Consider the following 17,578-nt stretch of genomic DNA (forward strand, 5'->3'; position numbering starts at 1 on the left):
TTCTCAAATAAAAATGGGGACGACTTGAAGCAGGTTTTTAAAACAGCTCATTTTAGAGGGATAAAACTAAGTTTTAATTATCCCATTACTTCTTGTTCCAATTTTAAAGCTTTTGGGAATAAGATGTTGTTTTCTAGATGAATATGTAAATGCAGGTCTTGCTCAAACTCATCTAATTTTGCATACATCGCTCTAAAAGTGTTGCAGGCGCCCATAGGTGGCGTGTAATTATTGGTTAGTTGAGCAATTTTACTAAAAATAGCCCCTGCACTTTCGTGCTCGTCTTTCATCATCTCCACAGGGTTTTCTGCCGATCCAAAGGAGGGACGCTCAAGGGCGCTATTTTCTTCCGAGGCAATCACCAGTTTCTTGATGTAAGGAAAGAGAATAAGTTCTTCTTTTTTTAAATGTGCCGCCAGTTCATCTGCTACCTGATGAAATAGATCTTCAACCTCTACTACTTCGGGATGGGTGTTGCCGTGTACTTTGGCAACCCGTGTAGAATATTGTCTTAATAAGGGAATATTTTCCTCTACATACTGGTGGTGAATATTTACAATATGATCTATAAGAAAAGGAAGTTTCCAGTTTTTATAATCGTAATTTCTTTCATTGCTGTCATTAGCAGCTAATAATTCCTGCTCAAGAATATTTAAATCTACGCTTTTGCGATTACAGGCCTTTTCTATACTTTGTCCACCTCCGCAGCAAAAGTCAATCCCGTATTTCTTAAAAATATGGGCAGTTTTAATATTTTCGGTCACCATTTGTGCCACGGTCTTTTCTCTTAATTGTTCCATAATTATGGGCTTTTGGTTATTCGCAAGCTCAATGTTAAGCTAAGTGCTGCGTAAATTTTATTTTTAAAATTTTGTGGTTAACTAAGAATTAGTGTATTACAAAAAGTAAAGTTGAGGTTTTATATAGCTAAAATTTATGAGCCTGCGCATAAAGCTTCTTTTTAGAAATCTTTTTTTCCTGAAAGTTTTACAATGCGCCAAACCGGAAAAATAACCCATAGAATAAGTACTCCAAAGGAGGTAATACTTCCCAAACTGGTGCCAAAGAAATCTTTAAAAACAGCCCCGGTATAGCCTAAAAGTGCAGAAATATCTAGTTTCAATAGAATTAAAATACGGGATAGGTCTATAGGATTAAGCATACTGGCCACCAAAGAAAATTTGTCTAAAGGATAATCCTGAAAATAGACCAGGGACAATAAAAATAGCCCATCGTAAATTACCGCGAGAAAAAGCCAAAGTAAAATAGCCATTCCAAAACCTTTAATTTTATTTTCCTGTGAAAGGGCAATATTAAAGGCGAGGGCAGTGAAAATAAAAGTTAGAAATCCGCCCGATACTAATAAAGAAAAGAAATCCCATATCGCCGCCGATTGGAATATACCATAAGCCACAAACGGGATTCCCAGCCCTAAAATAAGACTGGCAGAGAGTGAAATAGCTACCCCAAGATATTGGCCCAAAAAGATACTGCTGCGTTTTACCGGCTGGGCAAGCAATAGCTCGGTGAATTCCCTGGAATTGTAAAAATACATCACCCCAAAAATAGTCCCAATTAATGGTACCAGGATTATAATCACATTCATAAGCGTGATTACAGCATTGGAGAGGTCGTTGTTTAAAAACAATAAAACAATGCCCAGTAAAAGATAGAAGAAAAAATATACATAACTCCAACGGCTACGGGACAAATCTTTAAAACTATATTTTAAAATTTTAAGCATGATTTTCTGATAAAATGTTAGCAATAGCGTGTTCAAAATCCTGTTGGTTGGTAGCCTTTTTTAACTCGGCTACTGTCCCGTTGAAGTAAATTTTGCCTTCCAGTAAAAAGACGATCCTATCTGAAATTTCTTCCACAAAACTCATAATATGGGAGGTGATAAGAATGGTTTTTCCTTTTTCCTTCTCGTTTTGTATTAACTTTCTAAGCCTAATAAGAGAAACGGGGTCCAGGCCGGTGGTAGGTTCGTCTAAAATAATAAGTGGGCTGTTAAACATAAAGCACAACACCAGGTTTACTTTTTGTTTGCTTCCGCCAGAAAGGTTATTCAGTTTTTTATCTAAAAAAGGTTCCAGTTTAAAAAGTGAAATCAATTCTTTGTCCCTGGCCGGTTTACAGCGTAAGTCTTTGATCATTTTAATAAGCTCGGTCACGCTTAGATTGCCGGGGAAATTAGCAATTTGAGGTAGGTAATCTATGTCTTTACGATAATCCCAGTGCTTTATTATTTTTTTACCGTTAATTTTTATTTCTCCTTTTTGAGGTACTACCATCCCTAAAATGCTTTTAATAAGCGTGGTCTTACCGGAGCCATTTGGGCCTAAAACCGCAATAATCCCGTTTTCTGGAGTTTCTAGGTTGAGGCCGTTAAGTACTTGTAGGGAACCAAATTTTTTATGTAGATTTTGTATGTTTACCATGATACTTTTTTCATTAAAGGTTGGGAATCCATAAGGTTGGCCGGTGTGAAAACGGGAGAAACTTTTTCAGAAAAATCTAATAGATCTATAAATAAGCTTCTAAGTAGTATAATAGCTTCCGGCGTTCGGTTTACCAGGTAAGAAAATAATTTTACCGGTCGATAAGGTACATCTCCAATACCATTTTTATCCAGGTCATAACCCGTATAAGCACTCCAGTAGTTCTCGGTAAATTCATTATTGTTCAATCTGCCGGTATAACCAATATCAAAAGAGTTGTATAGGAAGTTGTTTTCTTTAAAAAAGTTATCATAACAAGCACCGCGTATTCTAACAGCATAACCGTTATTTTTAAAATCATTCTTTAAATACTCTATCCGGTTAGTGTTATCGGCACTTATGGCGATGGTATTTTCCTCAAAAATATTATTTTCTAATTTAGAATCTGTTATTTCTTTAAGCAGGAGACCATAAGAGGCACTTCCCCAATTTTTTCTGAAATGATTCCCCCGCATTTCTATAAATTTTGAATACATCACCGCCACGCCGGCGCCGTTATTTTCAAAAATATTATCGGTATAAATATCTTCATCAGAAAACATAAAATGTAGCCCATAACGCAGGTTATCCTTACAGAAATTCCCCGAAATTTCCGAGTTATTTACAAATTCCAGGTAAATCCCATCCCTTAAGCCAACAATTTTATTGTTTCTAATCTCAACCTTATTGGTGTTCCATAAGTGAATTCCATTGCCACTATTGGACTGGGAACGGGCATTACTGGTAATGTGATTTCCAGAAATCACGCCTTCATTAGATTTCTCCAATAGAATTCCGAAGAAAACATTGTCCAGTTTATTATTCAGAATTTTAAAATTTCTGGATTGTGATACGAGGATGCCAGCGAATTCTTCAGTATGACTTTTTCCTACATTTATAATTTTTAAACCTTCAATAGAAAAATTATTTGCACTTATGCTTAAGGCAGTACCTTGCATTTCTGCATCAATTACCGGGTAATTCTCACCAATTATTTTCAGGGATTTATTTAAAATCTGGATTCCATTTTCTTTATAAATTCCGCTTTTAATTCGAATAAGATCGCCGTCCTCAGCAAAATCTATCGCCTTCTGAATACTACTGATTTCACAGGTTTTACAAACTTCAATTTCTGAAGCATGCCCCGCGAAAACCGCGAGGAACAACACTAATATGATAAAAAGTCGTTCCATGAATTGATACTTGTATGATAGGAAAGGTTTTTTTCTAATGCGAATAACCCCGTTTCATTATTCCTTAAGAAAGGTAAATCGAGTTAATTATCGCTCTTAAAAGGTTAAAATAAAAACTTAAACTGGCTTTGTTTATTCTTTAAATTTAAGCTGTAATTCCTGCCAGGTATAAATTCCTGCTTTTTTAGCTTGAGGATTTTTGGTGCTAAAGGCTGCCAGATGACCTCCCATAGGACTGTTTATAGAATCGTTTTGTACAAACTTTGCATGATCTACCTCTAGCATCTTTCCCGGGTCATGAAAGTTAGCCACCAATTTTACCGCCATTTTTGTATCCTTTTGCAGGTGATCATTCAGCATACATTCTATGGCATCATACTTAAATTGCTTGCCTTTATCACTAACGCTTTGGGCTGCAAATTCTTTATCAACAATAGTCATTTCGCAAAAATCACACGCGTCACTACCATAGACAATTGGTTCTGGTTCTGTACTACAAGCTACCAATAGCAAACTCACAAATAAGAAAATATAATTTTTCATCTTTTATAATTTTAATCTCAACATAATTCTAAACTTGCTTAAAATCATTGCCTGTTTTTTGCTAAATAACATCAAGGCGGGTTTAAAGCGTTTCTCTATATGCAGTCTATGATTTTCTGGCCGCAACCGAATTTCTACCGGTGATCCACGCCACCAAAGTGAGCAGCATTCCTGCAAACATTAAGTAAGCTCCCGTCTCGGGATAGGAGTGAGCAGTAAAATTGAGTATTTTTTGAGAACCAAATAATGGTGGTTTGTAATTGAGCGGATTACCCTCGGCATCGGTTAATTTCATAATAGCTTTGGGATCAAGATCGGTACCGTACTCCAATAACCAGCTATTAAAATCGTACATTCCAAGAATCCCAAGTACGCTCATTAAAATGAGCCAGGCTAAAAACCAATTTGGACTAATTATTTTAAAGAACCCCAGCACACCAAGTAAGATTCCCAACGCAGCCATCCCACCTATTACGAGTGGAAAAGTTTGAAATTCCCACATTTCTACCGGTTTTGGAATTTTTTTCATCCCAATATAATGGTTAATCCCGTCTATATTCTGAATATCAAATTCTTCTTCCCCCTGTATTCCTCCAATGAAAATATTCATTCCCAAAGGATCTGGGTATTGTGGGGCTTCCAGTTCAATATTCCAAAGCGGAAAGATAAAAAGTCCCAACAAAAGTGCTGAACCAATTATCATTAATACTCCTGATTTTTTCATAACGTATTTTATTTTTTAAAAAGAAGGCGGGCAGATACAATCTTACCCGCCTTCAACCATCTAAAAACAACCAGTATTAAAAATAAATCAACTAATTAACCAATTGCTATTCCCCGTCTAATGTCCATTTTAGAGGTACCTTAGCATTTTTACTGGAGACTCTTACATAACCTTGCATCTCCTGGTGAAGTGCGGAGCAGAAATCTGTACAATAGAATGGCCAGATACCTTCTCTTTTAGGTTCCCAGGTAATGGTTTTGGTTTGTCCCGGCATAATCAATAATTCCGAGGTATTTGCACCAATCATCGCAAACCCGTGAGGAACATCAAAGTCCTGTTCTAAGTTGGTAACGTGAAAGTAAACCTTGTCCCCAACTTTAATTCCTTCCAGGTTATCTGGGGAGAAGTGACTTCTTACCGTAGTCATATACACGTGTACTTCATTACCTTCCCGCACCATTTTAGTTTCATCTTCACTGGTAGCGGCATATTTATGTTCGTTTTCATCCAGTCTATAGATTTTCCTTGAATTTGGCTTAACCTTATCTGCTCTAATTGCGGCTGCATAATGAGGCTCTCCGTGTGTTGGGAAGTCTAAAAGTAATTCCATTTTATCACCAGAGATGTCATAAAGCTGCGCAGAGTGCTCCAATTCTGGACCGGTTGGCAGGTAACGGTCTTTGGTAATTTTATTCATAGAAATCATATACTTACCATCGGGTTTTCTGGAGTTTCCGCCGGGAATCATATTGTGTCCCACAGAATAATAAGCTGGTTGACGATCTAATACCTCCCAGGTTCCTAATTTCCATTTTACAACTTCCGAAGAAATAAAGAATGTAGTATAAGCATTTCCTTTACCATCAAACTCGGTGTGCAGTGGTCCCAGGCCTCCTTCTTTTACTGTACCGCCAAGCGTAGATTCGAAGCTAAGAATGGGAATATCGTATGCTTCTCCTTCAAAATCTTCATTTTCGATAGCTTTTATCATCTTGGAGAAAGAGTGTACAGTTAAATCTGTAGATAATTTCCCGTTCCCTATAATATATTCGCCAGATGGATCTACATCACAACCGTGTGGTGATTTTGGGGTTGGCATAAAGAAAACTGCGCCTTCAACTTCTCTTGGATCTACCGTTAACACCTTTTTCTTCATTGTAGAAGTGGCATTATGGGTTTTATGGTCAAACACATTGTGAGCGTACTCTGCATCTATCTCTTTTCCACCACCGTTTTTCACATATTCCTGAATTTTTTTCCAGTTTACTGCTGCGATAAAGTCTTTGTCGTTTTGAGAAGCATTTACTTCTTGCATAGTGTGGGCTTCCTCGGTATTATAGGTAGTAAAGAAGAACCAGCCGTGTGAATCACCACGTCCCGGGTGAGAAAGATCATAGTTAAAACCTGGCATTTTCAATTGAAAATCTATACTCATACCCCCTTTATCATCTACAGCAATAAAAGTAAGAGGGCCTTTAAAATTACCTTTCATTTCTTCAATAGGCATATCTTTTTGTGGATATGGCACAGAAAAACGGGTTCCTGCCACAACATATTCAGTATTTTCGGTCACAAAAGATGAAGAGTGGTTCCCCGCGCTGTGTGGGATCTCAATAATCTCTTCGGTCTCAAAAGTTTCCAGGCTAATACGAGCTATTCGTGGTGTATTATTTTCATTGATAAAAACCCAACGACCATCGGTCTCCCCATTTGTTTGAGAAATATCTGGGTGGTGGGCATCTCCCCAGGGAATGAATCCGTGGGAGGTGTTTAGCATAGGAGTAGTTTCTTCAGAATAACCATACCCGTTGGTAGGAAACTGCGAAAATACTGGGATCTCTTTAAACATCCTTCCAGAGGGAAGACCGTAAACCAGGAGGTTACCGCTATATCCACCAGATAGGAATGCGTAGAACTCATCGTGCTCACCGGGAGCTACATATACACGTTCTGCAACGTTAGAAGCCAGTGCACCCGATTTCTTTCCCTGGGAATTATCGCTGTTGTTGCACGCCTGGGTTAGAATGCCCAGAATGGCTAAACTAAAGATTCTAAAAAAGTTTTTCATTGGATTGAGTTTTGCTAATTGTTGAATGAATTGTTTAAAATTCTAGGGAGAACAAGACAGGTTTAATTCTCTTGGTCATACTGCCTAAAGTATTCTAAAATAGACCTGGTTTCTTCTTCCGAAAGTCCCTGGTTTGCCATTACCGCCATATTAGATTCTATCAATAATTTTTTGGCAATCGGATCTTTTTTAATCATCTCGGTTGGATTAAGGATCATATTCATAATCCATTCTGGAGATCTTCTTTCTGTAACTCCGGCTAATTGGGGGCCAACAAACTTTTTATCCATTTTATGGCAGGCAGAACATAGCTTTTTAAAGACATCGGCCCCGCTGCTAGCCATATCGCTGTTTATACCTTCGGGGAGCTCTAAATTTTTTACCGGCCCAATTCCTTTATTAGAAAGCGCATCTTCTGTACTGGTTTCTTCTTTTTCACTTGAAGGAGCTTTATCGGTATCCTGTTTTTCGGTTTGTTGTGAGGATTCGTTATAATCTTCCAGCCTAATGTTATCTTTTTTTTCTGAATTTCCGCAGGAAGATAAAATGAGCAGTGTAGCAAATAGAACTACCGATTTTATTACATTTTTCATAATTAATAGGTTTGATTGTAAATTCAGGGTAAAATTAAGTTTCAGGCTGAAGCTATTTTATGACCCCAATCATAAAGAAAAAATTAAGAAAACTTCTATGTTGGTGGAAACCGGGAAGAAGTGGTTCTGGCAGGCCTTATAAAGATTTTATGTAGAATTAAATCTTAAAAAATTAAGAATAATTTTAAGCTGAAATCTTTAAATTTAGTATTGCCTGGTTAAAGATCAATTTTCAGCAAAAATCGAGACGTTTCTACAAGAAAAAAGAGAACACACCAGGCTATGATAGATCTGAAAACTTTTCTTTTTCAGAAATAAGATTTTTCAATAAGGCTTAATATGAAAATTTCAAATTATTGATGTCCGATAAAAATATAGCGATTTTGCATGTTCTTTTTTATAGTAAAGCTTAAAAGCGATTTCATAATTATTCTCCTTGCTATGTGAAATCTTCACGAAAAAGAGTTAATTGTAGAATATTACCTATGAAAAAGCAGGATGCTCAGTTAGTTAAGGTTTAGTCTTTTCTCTTTTTTCTTGCAGCGAAGCGATCTTGTTTCTTTACCGTACAATAGTGATTTCAAATAGTAAGAAGTAAACCTAAAAATGCTCTTATCTCTTCTCTAGAGAAAATTTGGTAATAATTATGCTCTTTTCGCACAGTATTTACATAGAAGGGTAATACTTTTGACTCGATTCGTTACTAAATTTTAAAAAACGAGAAAAAGCTTAACTTTAATTTTTTCCGGAGAAACTATGCAACAATTTGCAGATATTTTTATGCCCTTATCCATTGCCCTAATTATGTTTGGGATTGGTTTAGAACTGAGTTTTAAAGATTTCAGAAGAGTTTTTATAGACCCCAGGGCTATAATTACCGGGCTGGCCAGTCAATTATTTATCCTGCCACTTTTCGCTTTTGCTCTTGTTTTTTTCTGGCCAATAGCACCGGTTTATAAAATTGCGATTATGCTTTTAGCTGCCTGTCCGGGAGGTACGACATCTAATCTGGTAACGAAGATGCTTGGCGGCAGGGTGGCGCTTTCTGTTTCTTTAACAGCCTTTAATAGCTTTATTATTTTAATGAGTATTCCTTTAATAATACAATTTAGCTATGCTGTTTTTGGAAATGATAATTTGACAGTAACCTTAAACTTTTTACAGACCGTAAAAAACGTTTCTTATACTGTGCTTTTTCCAGTAATATCTGGGGTTTTGTTAAACCAATATTTTGGACATAAATTTGGAAGAAACCTGCACAAAGCTTTACGGTTTATCTTACCCGGAATTATGATCCTGGCATTTTTAGTGGTGATTTTTATTGATGATTCTCAACAAAACATCAATTATCTATCTCACGTAAACTTATTAATTCCTTTGTTTATTTTAAATATTGGAACGATTATTTGTGGATATGCCCTGGCAAGAAAACTATATTTAAAACATACTTCTTCCTATACTATTGCCATAGAAATGGGCTTGCAAAACAGTGTTTTGGCGCTCTTTATTGCCAATTCTATTTTGGAGGATAGAAATATTAGCCTTGTAGCTATTTTATACAGCGGCTTTTCCCTGGTAAGTACGTTTATCTTAGCCTGGATCTTAAAAAGATATTTTGGAAAAGGAAGGTTTGAAAAATAACGTTTAAACATTATCTTATTTTTTATTAAAACGATTTGAAAAAACGCCCTGATTTTTAGGTTAAAAAAGTAAGTCATATTTTCTTGGAATCTGTTGGTTAAGTTCGCTTTAGTTCTCAACGGCTTCTAAATAGTCTTCTAGAAACTTTTCATCTTTAACTTTAGAGTCTCCATACTTATCCCTTAAATCCTGTAGGCGTGCTTTTAATTCTTTAATTAAGTCGGCATATTGTGGATCGTTGTAAAGGTTTTTCATTTCACGCGGATCTTCTTTTAGATCATAGAGTTCCCACTCGTTTATATCATAATAAAAGTGAATCAATTTATAGCGCGGGGTTCTAATGCCATAATGCCGCTTAACCATATGAATAGAAGGATATTCATAATAGGTATAGTAGATTTCATCCCGCCATTCAGCATTATTGTTTTCAAGTAAAGGCTTCATAGATTTTCCCTGAATATCCCCGGGGATATCAACCCCGGCATAATCTAAAAGCGTAGGAGCATAATCTATATTTTGCACCATTTTATCTACTGTGGTATTTGGCATTATTTCTTTGGGATAACGAATTAGTAGTGGTGTTTTTAAAGAAGGTTCATACATAAAACGCTTGTCGAACCAACCGTGTTCTCCCAGGTAGAACCCCTGGTCTGATGTGTAAACAACTATCGTGTTTTCTTCCAGGTTGTTCTCCTTAAGGAAATTGAGGATATCTCCCACGCCTTCATCTACCCCGGCGATACTCGCTAAATAGTCCTGCATATATCTTTGGTAGCGCCATTGCATCAACTCTTTTTTGTTCATATTTGGGTATTCGGCTATAAAATCTTCAATCATTTTGTCATAGGTTTTATCCCAGGTCGCTCTTTGAGTAGAATCCATACGACCTAAATTACTTTTATAAGCATTTTTACCCCAATCTGTACGTTCTTCAATTCCCAATTGTTCCATCACTTCTGGTGGAATTTTAGAATCTCCTGCCCAGTTCATATCTTCCAGGATGTTCATTTCGGCAGTTTTGGCTGCGGTGCCACGACCTTTATAATCGTCGAACAGAGTTTCCGGTAATGGAAATTCCTTATCGCTATAAGCCTGAAAATGTTTGGGCATGGGTAGCCACTCACGGTGTGGTGCTTTCTGGTGATATAAAAGCAAGAAAGGTTTATCCTGTTCACGATCTTTAAGCCAGTCTAAAGCTAACTGCGTAGTGATTTCTGTGACATGCCCGTGAATTTGCTGTTTTTTATCATCTATAATAAAATTCGGATTATAATAGCGTCCCTGTCCCGGTAAAACAGCCGAATAGTCAAATCCCTGCGGGGTGCCATCCAAATGAATTTTTCCTACCAGTGCGGTTTGGTATCCATTTTCCTGTAAAAGTTTAGGGAACATTTGTTGGTCCCAATTAAAAGGTTGAACATTATCTACTTTCCCGTTTATAAAACTATGTTTTCCTGTGAGCATTACCGCCCTACTTGGCGCACAAATAGAATTGGTGACAAAAGAGTTGTTAAATATGGCACCTTCATCTGCAATTCTATCAATATTTGGAGTTTGAATTAATTCATCGTTGTAAGCGCTAATAGCCTGGTAGCCGTGATCATCGCTCATGATAAAAATAATATTGGGCAGATTTTCTTTAGACGCGTTTTCCTGCGAAAATGAGCCGTGGGGAATTAGGTAAATAAGTAAAACGGGGAGAAACCAAATGATTTTCATAGGATTAGATAGTTTAATGGTCGCTGTTGTTTCAGGATTTTTAATATTCAGTAAAAACCCAGCGCTGAAGCTATGTAAAAGCTTTCCACAAATTACAAAAGAAAATTTAGAAGTTTGTGTAAGAATTACGTGGGATAATATTTTCCCAAAATAGCCATAAAACAAAAAACCCGCTAAAAATAGCGGGTTTCCTGGGTGGTGCCTCCAGTACTATACTTCCATTTTTCTATATATAATATTCTTTATCAAAACACCTCTTAAATCCTTTAGTAATAGGGGTTTTATAGGTATTTCAGTTAGGTTTGATTATCTACAATATATGTATTTAAACGTTTATGTTGCACCCTATGTAGCACCCTTTTTGTATTTTTAGAGAAATAATAAAACAATGAGCAACAGGGTTGAAAGGTCTCGGGGAACCATTCGATTTGGTTTTAAAACTCCACAAAAAGAGCTTGAAAAAGATACAAAAAAAGAACATTTACTTTATATGTTCTTTTCCTATGGTCGCGGTAAAAGATTAAAATATTCTACCGGATTTAAAACTTCCTGGCATAATTGGGATGCCGGTAAAAATAAAATTAGAAAACGAGCAGATATTTTAAATAGTGATGCTGTAAATATTCATTTAAGAGATTTAGAGAATAAATTTTCTGATCGATTCGAGGAGTTGCAGCTTACTGATCCCAATATCACCCCAAAACAATTAAAGCGGGAATTAGATATTATTACCGATAAAATAAAAGTCACAGATCAACCTGAATACCTTTCATTTTTTGAAGTTATTGATAGGTTTTTAGAAGAAAAGAAAGGACGTGTAACCAATGTAACCTTAAGATCCTATAAACAAACAAAGAAACGATTAGAGGAGTTTGAGAAAGCTGAGAATACCACTCTGGATTGGTCTAGCTTTGATATGGGTTTCTATTCCAAATTCACCCGATTTATGGAAAGTGAGAATTACTCACTTAATACTATTGGGAAACATATAAAATCGCTAAAGACCTTCCTTAATTATTCAGTAGATGAAGGTTTTAATAATAACCTGAAATTCAGAAATAACTCTTTTAAAGCTACAAAAGAAATTACCACCGAAATTTATCTTACCGAAGATGAAATTGAAGCTTTTAGACAAAAAGATTTAAGCAAGTACCCAAATTTAGAAAAGGCCAGGGATATATTCTTAATAGGTTGCTACACAGGTCAAAGAGTTAGTGATTATAATAGCTTTAAAGAAGAAGATATTGTAAGCATTGATGGGGTAGATTACTTTAAAATTGTACAAAAGAAAAACCGAAAATCTGGCAGAAAGGTTTTATGCCCTATAACAAAGGAAATTCGTGAAATTATGGATAAACGTTATGAAGGGAAGCCGCCAAAACGAATACCCGATAAAGACCTCAACGATTATATTAAACAAGTAGGGCAGATGTTGGAAATGGATTCCCTAAACCAAAAAATAAAATGCGAATACACCAAAGGTGGAGAATTTCAAACAGAATATATCGAGAAATACAACCTTATAAAATCGCATACCGCTCGTAGAAGTTTTTGCACCAATAAATATAAAGCCGGTATGTCAGTGTACGATATTATGCTATTTTCCGGCCATACCACCGAAAAAGAATTCTATAAATACATTAGAATTAAGGAAGAAGAAAGAGCAACGCATATTGCTAAAAACGGCTATTTTAACTTGTAGATAGCTGAAATTCAAATTTGTAATTGTACAATTTAAAATTCTTTATTTATATTTACTCTTACCCTACCCGTAGCTAATTCCAAATAGCTCAGTCAATTTTATAATGATAGTCGGTGTTTTCAGCTGGCGTTTTAATTATTGAATATACTAATCTATGGAGTCTAAAAACCTGGCTAATTCTATAGCTTTTCAACTTTTTAAGGTACGTGAGAATAAAATTAAGGTACACGAAATTATAGGTGTCAAACAATTTACAGATGATGATTCCTGGATCGTTGAAGAGAATAAATTAAATGAAAGCCTTGAGGCTATGAGGCTCATTTTTCAAAAAGATTTATTAGAACTTAAAAGAAAATCTCTCGAAGACGATTATTATTTCTTTGACTGTAGCTTTCAGGTATACACTAATACTTATCAACATCGTTTCCGAGAATTTCAGGATCAAAATTATGATGCAGAACAAGAAGATTTTCTTAAGTATGAGATAGAAAAACATTTTAGGCCTTTTCAAAATAGATTCTTTTGGCATAAAGAGGAAAAAATGGACTATTCTGAATACGCGGAAGATATTAATTGCTTCAATATTACTTTGCGTAAAAAACAACATTACCTGGTTAATCTATTAAAAGATAAAGGCTGGTCTACCAAAGTTGAAATTTTAAAACCTTCCGAAACTGAATTAATTAATAACTCTTTAGATCCTGTAACTATCACTTTTAGTCCTTTAGAATTAGAAAACTTTTCTGCAAAGACTCTAAGTAACGACTCCATTTTAAGTGATAAAATTAAATGGAATGGCGGCCCGGCACAATTAGGTTTTATTTTCAGAAACCTGGTCGAAGAAGGTTATATCGATTCCCCGGTAACTAAAGAGGGGGAAGTGAATTGTAGTGCTTTTGCCAGGCAATTAATAGAACACTTTAATTTAAAAACTACACCGGCTTCTCTTGCCAAATACTTAAACCTGCAAAATTCAAAGTTTGAAGAAGCTTCTCGTAACTTTTTAAGCGAAGATTTTAATCTTCCAGATATTAGAAGGGTTAGTTGATTTAATATAAATAGTATGTCTGTAAATGAAATTTTAAAGAATATTGATAAAGAAATTAAGGAGCTGCAGGAATTAAAGCAGCAAGTAGAAAATAATAAGGTTTTAGTAGACCACGGTATTGAAGATTACGATGAAAATTTACATAATGAGTTTAATCGAGAAACTCAATGGAAGAATTTTACAATCACCACAAATATAGAAAAGCTGCAAAAAGAAGCCATAGAGGCTAATTTCTTATTTTTTGATGCACCTTTTATTATCTATGAAAACACATATTCCAAAAAGTTAGAGTCTTTTATTGAAGAAAATCCAGATGCTATTGAAAGTGATTTTATAAGAGAAGAGCTTGTTGATATTTTCAATCCAAAATTAAATCGGACTCTGGAGTATAATGGGATAACCTTGTTCTACCATCGCTTCATAAATGATGAAAGTAAATTAAAATTTGCTGCAGCTAGAAAAATTGAATTTCTAGCAAATCGCCTTCAGGAATTAGGTAAAGATTACGAATTAATTGTACCGGAACCTGAAGCCAGGGGCGGGAGTGAATTAGCCCAGGTCTATCTTATGCCTTCAAAAAATCCTACGAAAACTAGCCAGGAGATAATATCTGAAAACGAAAAATTAAAATGGACGGGTGGTACAGCCCAATTAGGTTTAATTATTGGCCATTTAGCCGAAAGCGGATTTATAGAAGCTCCTAAAAAACCAAATGGAGAAATCAATTATGCTAAGTTTAGCAAACTTGTTTTGAAAAATTTTGAAAGTAATTCTAAGGCGGATTCTCTTTCAAAATATCTAAATATTCATTCAGATAAAGCCCAGGAAACTCAAGGAAAATTAGATGCTGAGAACTTCTATATACCTCACATTAAGTTAATAAGTTAGAACGCGTTCCAGAACTTAGCGGAACGGATAACCCCACATAACCAGCTTAGTTTAGCCATCATAAATCATTAAAAACGTATATGATGGAACAAACAAAAGTTACTCAGGTTTTCGGTATTACTCCCGAAGAATTAAAAGCAAGCATCGTGAATGATGTTAGAGCTGAATTAAGTCAGTTAGCTTCAAATTTTCAGGCACCAGATCCTGAAGAATACATTACGCGCCAGGAAGCCGCCGAAATTCTTAAGGTTTCTATTATCACTCTTTCCGATTGGAATAAAAAGGGAATTCTTAATCCCTATCGATTAGGTACGCTGGTACGTTATAAAAGAAGTGAGTTAGATAAAGCACTTATTCAAATTAATCAAAATAAAAAATAGAGCTATGGCACCAAAAGATCAATTTAGCATAGCTCAATGGGAGCAAATAAATAAGCGCTTAGACCAAATAATTGAGAAACTGGAAACCAAACCAAGTTTTGGTAGTGTGTTGTCTTTACTTGATAATGCCGATATTCTTCAGCTTTTTAAAATTAGCGCTAAAACCGCCCAACGCTGGCGAGACGAACATCAAATAGCTTATTCCCAAATTGGAAATAAAATCTATTATAAAATCGAAGATATTCAGGCCTTTTTAGACCGAAATTATCATAAGGTTCAAATAAGTAACGGGGACTCAAAACGTAAGTAGGATGGAAGCTGTATCAGTATATAAGAAATTCTCCTATGTGAAAGATTTGTCTTTAGAGGAAATGATTTCAAAAATAAAAACGGGGGAATATAAAGAGCAAATTATTCAAATTAGAGAGTGTATGCAAAAGGGAGAGGAGGATAAAGCAGACCGTTTAAAGGCTGCTTTACCCGCCTTTACCGCCTCGGGTACTTTTGTGGGTAGACGAATTGCAAAAAACTTAAACCAATATTCTGGTTATTTAATACTCGATTTAGACCATATAAATAAATCGGCTTATAAAGAAAAGTGGGATTTAGTATGCCTGGCACCTTATACCTATTTCGCCTTTCGAAGCCCGAGAGGGGAGGGTATTAAAATTCTTGTGCCTGTAAATTCAGGACCAGAAGTTCATAAAAAAGCCTTTGAACAGGTGGTTAAGTATTATGAGCAATGCTTGCAGTTGGAAATTGATACTTCTGGCAGTGATATTAATAGATTGTGTTATGTGTCTTATGATGAAGATTGTTTTTTAAAGGAAAATGGTGAAATTTTTGAAGTAGAAATAACACCCGAAATAACTAAAAATTCCAATAAATCTATTCCGGAAAATATAGTACCTACCGGTAACTTAATAGAGGACTGTGTGGCATTTACTGAAAACTGTATTTCCTATCAGGAAGGTAGTAGAAACAATTTTATTCATCAATTAGCCTGTAATACGAATCGAAGAGGCATTCCTGAACAGGAACTATTAGAATTTTGCTTACAGAGCTATGATTTACCTCAACGCGAAATAAGCAATACAATAAATAGCGCTTATAAAAATAATACTGCAGACTTTGCAAAGTTTGCAAAGCTTGCAAGCCCTGCAGGAAATCAGGAAAAAGAAAACGAAGAAGAAAATCTTCTAAATATGCCTTATTTACCCGATGAGGTTTTTGATGATTTACCTGAAATTTTAAAAGAAGGAGCCAGGGTATTTAAAGATCGCAGGGAAAGAGATGTTTTTCTAACTAGTGCTATCGCTATTTTAAGCGGATGTCTCCCTTGTATCTCGGGCACCTATGATGGTAAAGAACATTCGGCTAATTTGTTCTCTTTTGTAATAGCTCCAGCTGCTAGTGGAAAAGGTTCTATAACCTATGCAAAAGATTTAGCGCAACAGCATCATAAACGTTTGGTGGCAGAAAGTCAGGAAGCTTATCGCAATTATCAGATGGAAGAAAAAGAGTATAAACGAAAGTTAGCCGATAAAAAAATAGACACCGCCAATCTCGAACCACCGGTAGAACCACCATTTAAAGTTTTATACATACCGGCAAATAATAGTAGTGCAAGGGTTATTCAACAACTTCACGAAAGTGAAAATAAGGGTATTTTTTGTGAAACCGAAGCCGATACAATGGGTAATGTCTTAAAACAGGATTGGGGCGGCTATTCCGATTTACTTAGAAAAGCCTTTCATCACGAATCTATTTCCTATAGCCGAAAAACCGATAAAGAATGGGTAGAAATTGAAGGTCCAAAATTATCTATTTGTTTGGCCGGTACTCCAAGCCAGGTAAAAAGCCTTATCGCCACTGCCGAAGATGGTTTATTTAGTCGTTTTCTCTTTTACACGTTTAAAAATGAAATTAAATGGCGGGAAATTGGGCCAACTTCAAATGGCGTTAATCTCACTACTCATTTTTCTGAATTAGGTAAACAGGTATTAGAATTAATAGATTTTCACGAAACCCAGGCCGATGTTACTTTTGAACTTACCGAAGTACAATGGGCTAAACTCAATGTTTTTGGAAGTAAAGGTTTAAATTACCTGGCTACGTTTATTAGTGAAGATCTTAGCAGTACTTCAAAACGTTTAGGTTTAATTCTATACAGAATTGCGATGGTATTTACCGTATTAAGATATTACGAGAATGCAGAAGTAAGTTTAAACTATACCTGTGAAGATCGCGATTTTGATAATGCTTTAAAATTAGTTGAGGTTTACCAGGAACACGCGGTAACTATCTTTAAAAATCTACCCAAAGAAAGTGCTATTACGAATACCGCAATGAAAAATTTCTATCTAAAATTACCGGTGAAATTTAAAAGAAAAGAAGCTATAAAACTTGCTGAGAAAATGGGTATAAAAGAAAGAACTGCAGATTATTACCTTTCTAAATTAACTAAAACCTGTTTCCTTAAGAAGGAAAAAGAAGGGGTATATGAGAAAGAAAGTCATAACATCTAAATTCATTATTTTAAAAGTTTATTAAATTCTTATCTTGGCTTCCTACAGTAATCCCTACAATGCTGTTG

Annotated in this window: 16 protein-coding genes; 7 read left to right on the plus strand and 9 right to left on the minus strand. The window is 35.5% G+C overall.

Annotation, left to right across the window (positions count from 1 at the left end):
* Positions 1–77: 77 nt before the first annotated feature.
* From ric to BUA71_RS05270, 8 genes are all read right to left on the minus strand, one after another.
* Positions 78–800, minus strand: coding sequence for an iron-sulfur cluster repair di-iron protein (ric, locus tag BUA71_RS05235; RefSeq protein WP_072877436.1), 723 nt, complete (start codon positions 798–800; stop codon positions 78–80).
* A gap of 161 nt (positions 801–961) precedes the next feature.
* Positions 962–1,744, minus strand: a complete 783-nt coding sequence (locus tag BUA71_RS05240; protein WP_072877438.1) for an ABC transporter permease — start codon at positions 1,742–1,744, stop codon at positions 962–964.
* Complete coding sequence (locus BUA71_RS05245; protein ID WP_072877440.1) at positions 1,737–2,444, minus strand: ABC transporter ATP-binding protein; 708 nt, start codon at positions 2,442–2,444, stop codon at positions 1,737–1,739. Before BUA71_RS05245 ends, BUA71_RS05240 begins: the two co-directional genes overlap by 8 nt.
* Entirely contained in the window at positions 2,438–3,676 is a 1,239-nt protein-coding gene (locus BUA71_RS05250) for a nitrous oxide reductase family maturation protein NosD (RefSeq protein ID WP_072877441.1), read from the minus strand. Before BUA71_RS05250 ends, BUA71_RS05245 begins: the two co-directional genes overlap by 7 nt.
* 132 nt (positions 3,677–3,808) lie before the next feature.
* Positions 3,809–4,219, minus strand: coding sequence for a nitrous oxide reductase accessory protein NosL (locus BUA71_RS05255; RefSeq protein WP_072877443.1), 411 nt, complete (start codon positions 4,217–4,219; stop codon positions 3,809–3,811).
* Positions 4,220–4,325: 106 nt separating this feature from the next.
* The gene (locus BUA71_RS05260) at positions 4,326–4,943 is read right to left on the minus strand and encodes a hypothetical protein (protein ID WP_072877445.1); all 618 of its coding nucleotides are present in this window, start codon (positions 4,941–4,943) and stop codon (positions 4,326–4,328) included.
* Between the two features lie 106 nt (positions 4,944–5,049).
* On the minus strand, positions 5,050–7,011 hold the full coding sequence (nosZ, locus tag BUA71_RS05265) for a Sec-dependent nitrous-oxide reductase (RefSeq protein ID WP_072877447.1): 1,962 nt from the start codon (positions 7,009–7,011) through the stop codon (positions 5,050–5,052).
* Positions 7,012–7,073: 62 nt separating this feature from the next.
* Positions 7,074–7,604, minus strand: coding sequence for a c-type cytochrome (locus BUA71_RS05270; protein WP_072877449.1), 531 nt, complete (start codon positions 7,602–7,604; stop codon positions 7,074–7,076).
* 756 nt (positions 7,605–8,360) lie between these two features.
* On the opposite strand from BUA71_RS05270, the gene BUA71_RS05275 reads away from it, so the two are divergent.
* Positions 8,361–9,245 (plus strand): bile acid:sodium symporter family protein, encoded by an 885-nt coding sequence (locus BUA71_RS05275; protein ID WP_072877451.1) that lies wholly within the window; start codon positions 8,361–8,363, stop codon positions 9,243–9,245.
* 108 nt (positions 9,246–9,353) lie between these two features.
* Here the strand turns inward: BUA71_RS05275 and BUA71_RS05280 are convergent, their stop codons facing one another.
* Positions 9,354–10,964 (minus strand): sulfatase family protein, encoded by a 1,611-nt coding sequence (locus BUA71_RS05280; protein WP_072877453.1) that lies wholly within the window; start codon positions 10,962–10,964, stop codon positions 9,354–9,356.
* Between the two features lie 388 nt (positions 10,965–11,352).
* On the opposite strand from BUA71_RS05280, the gene BUA71_RS05285 reads away from it, so the two are divergent.
* The 6 genes from BUA71_RS05285 (at position 11,353) to BUA71_RS05310 (ending at position 17,510) form a co-directional block, all read left to right on the plus strand.
* A complete protein-coding gene (locus tag BUA71_RS05285; protein ID WP_072877455.1) occupies positions 11,353–12,666 on the plus strand; it encodes a tyrosine-type recombinase/integrase in 1,314 nt (437 codons plus the stop codon).
* A gap of 154 nt (positions 12,667–12,820) precedes the next feature.
* Positions 12,821–13,714 carry a hypothetical protein gene (locus tag BUA71_RS05290; protein ID WP_072877457.1) on the plus strand — a complete coding sequence of 298 codons (894 nt, stop codon included), beginning with the start codon at positions 12,821–12,823 and terminating at the stop codon, positions 13,712–13,714.
* A gap of 15 nt (positions 13,715–13,729) precedes the next feature.
* Complete coding sequence (locus BUA71_RS05295; protein ID WP_072877459.1) at positions 13,730–14,602, plus strand: hypothetical protein; 873 nt, start codon at positions 13,730–13,732, stop codon at positions 14,600–14,602.
* 83 nt (positions 14,603–14,685) lie between these two features.
* On the plus strand, positions 14,686–14,982 hold the full coding sequence (locus BUA71_RS05300; protein WP_072877461.1) for a helix-turn-helix domain-containing protein: 297 nt from the start codon (positions 14,686–14,688) through the stop codon (positions 14,980–14,982).
* 4 nt (positions 14,983–14,986) lie between these two features.
* Positions 14,987–15,292: a helix-turn-helix domain-containing protein gene (locus BUA71_RS05305; RefSeq protein ID WP_072877463.1), complete on the plus strand. Its 306-nt coding sequence runs from the start codon at positions 14,987–14,989 to the stop codon at positions 15,290–15,292.
* 1 nt (position 15,293) lies between these two features.
* Positions 15,294–17,510, plus strand: coding sequence for a DUF3987 domain-containing protein (locus tag BUA71_RS05310; protein WP_072877465.1), 2,217 nt, complete (start codon positions 15,294–15,296; stop codon positions 17,508–17,510).
* The last annotated feature ends 68 nt before the right edge of the window (positions 17,511–17,578 follow it).

This window comes from Salegentibacter echinorum (assembly GCF_900129445.1).
Taxonomy (GTDB): Bacteria; Bacteroidota; Bacteroidia; order Flavobacteriales; family Flavobacteriaceae; genus Salegentibacter; species Salegentibacter echinorum.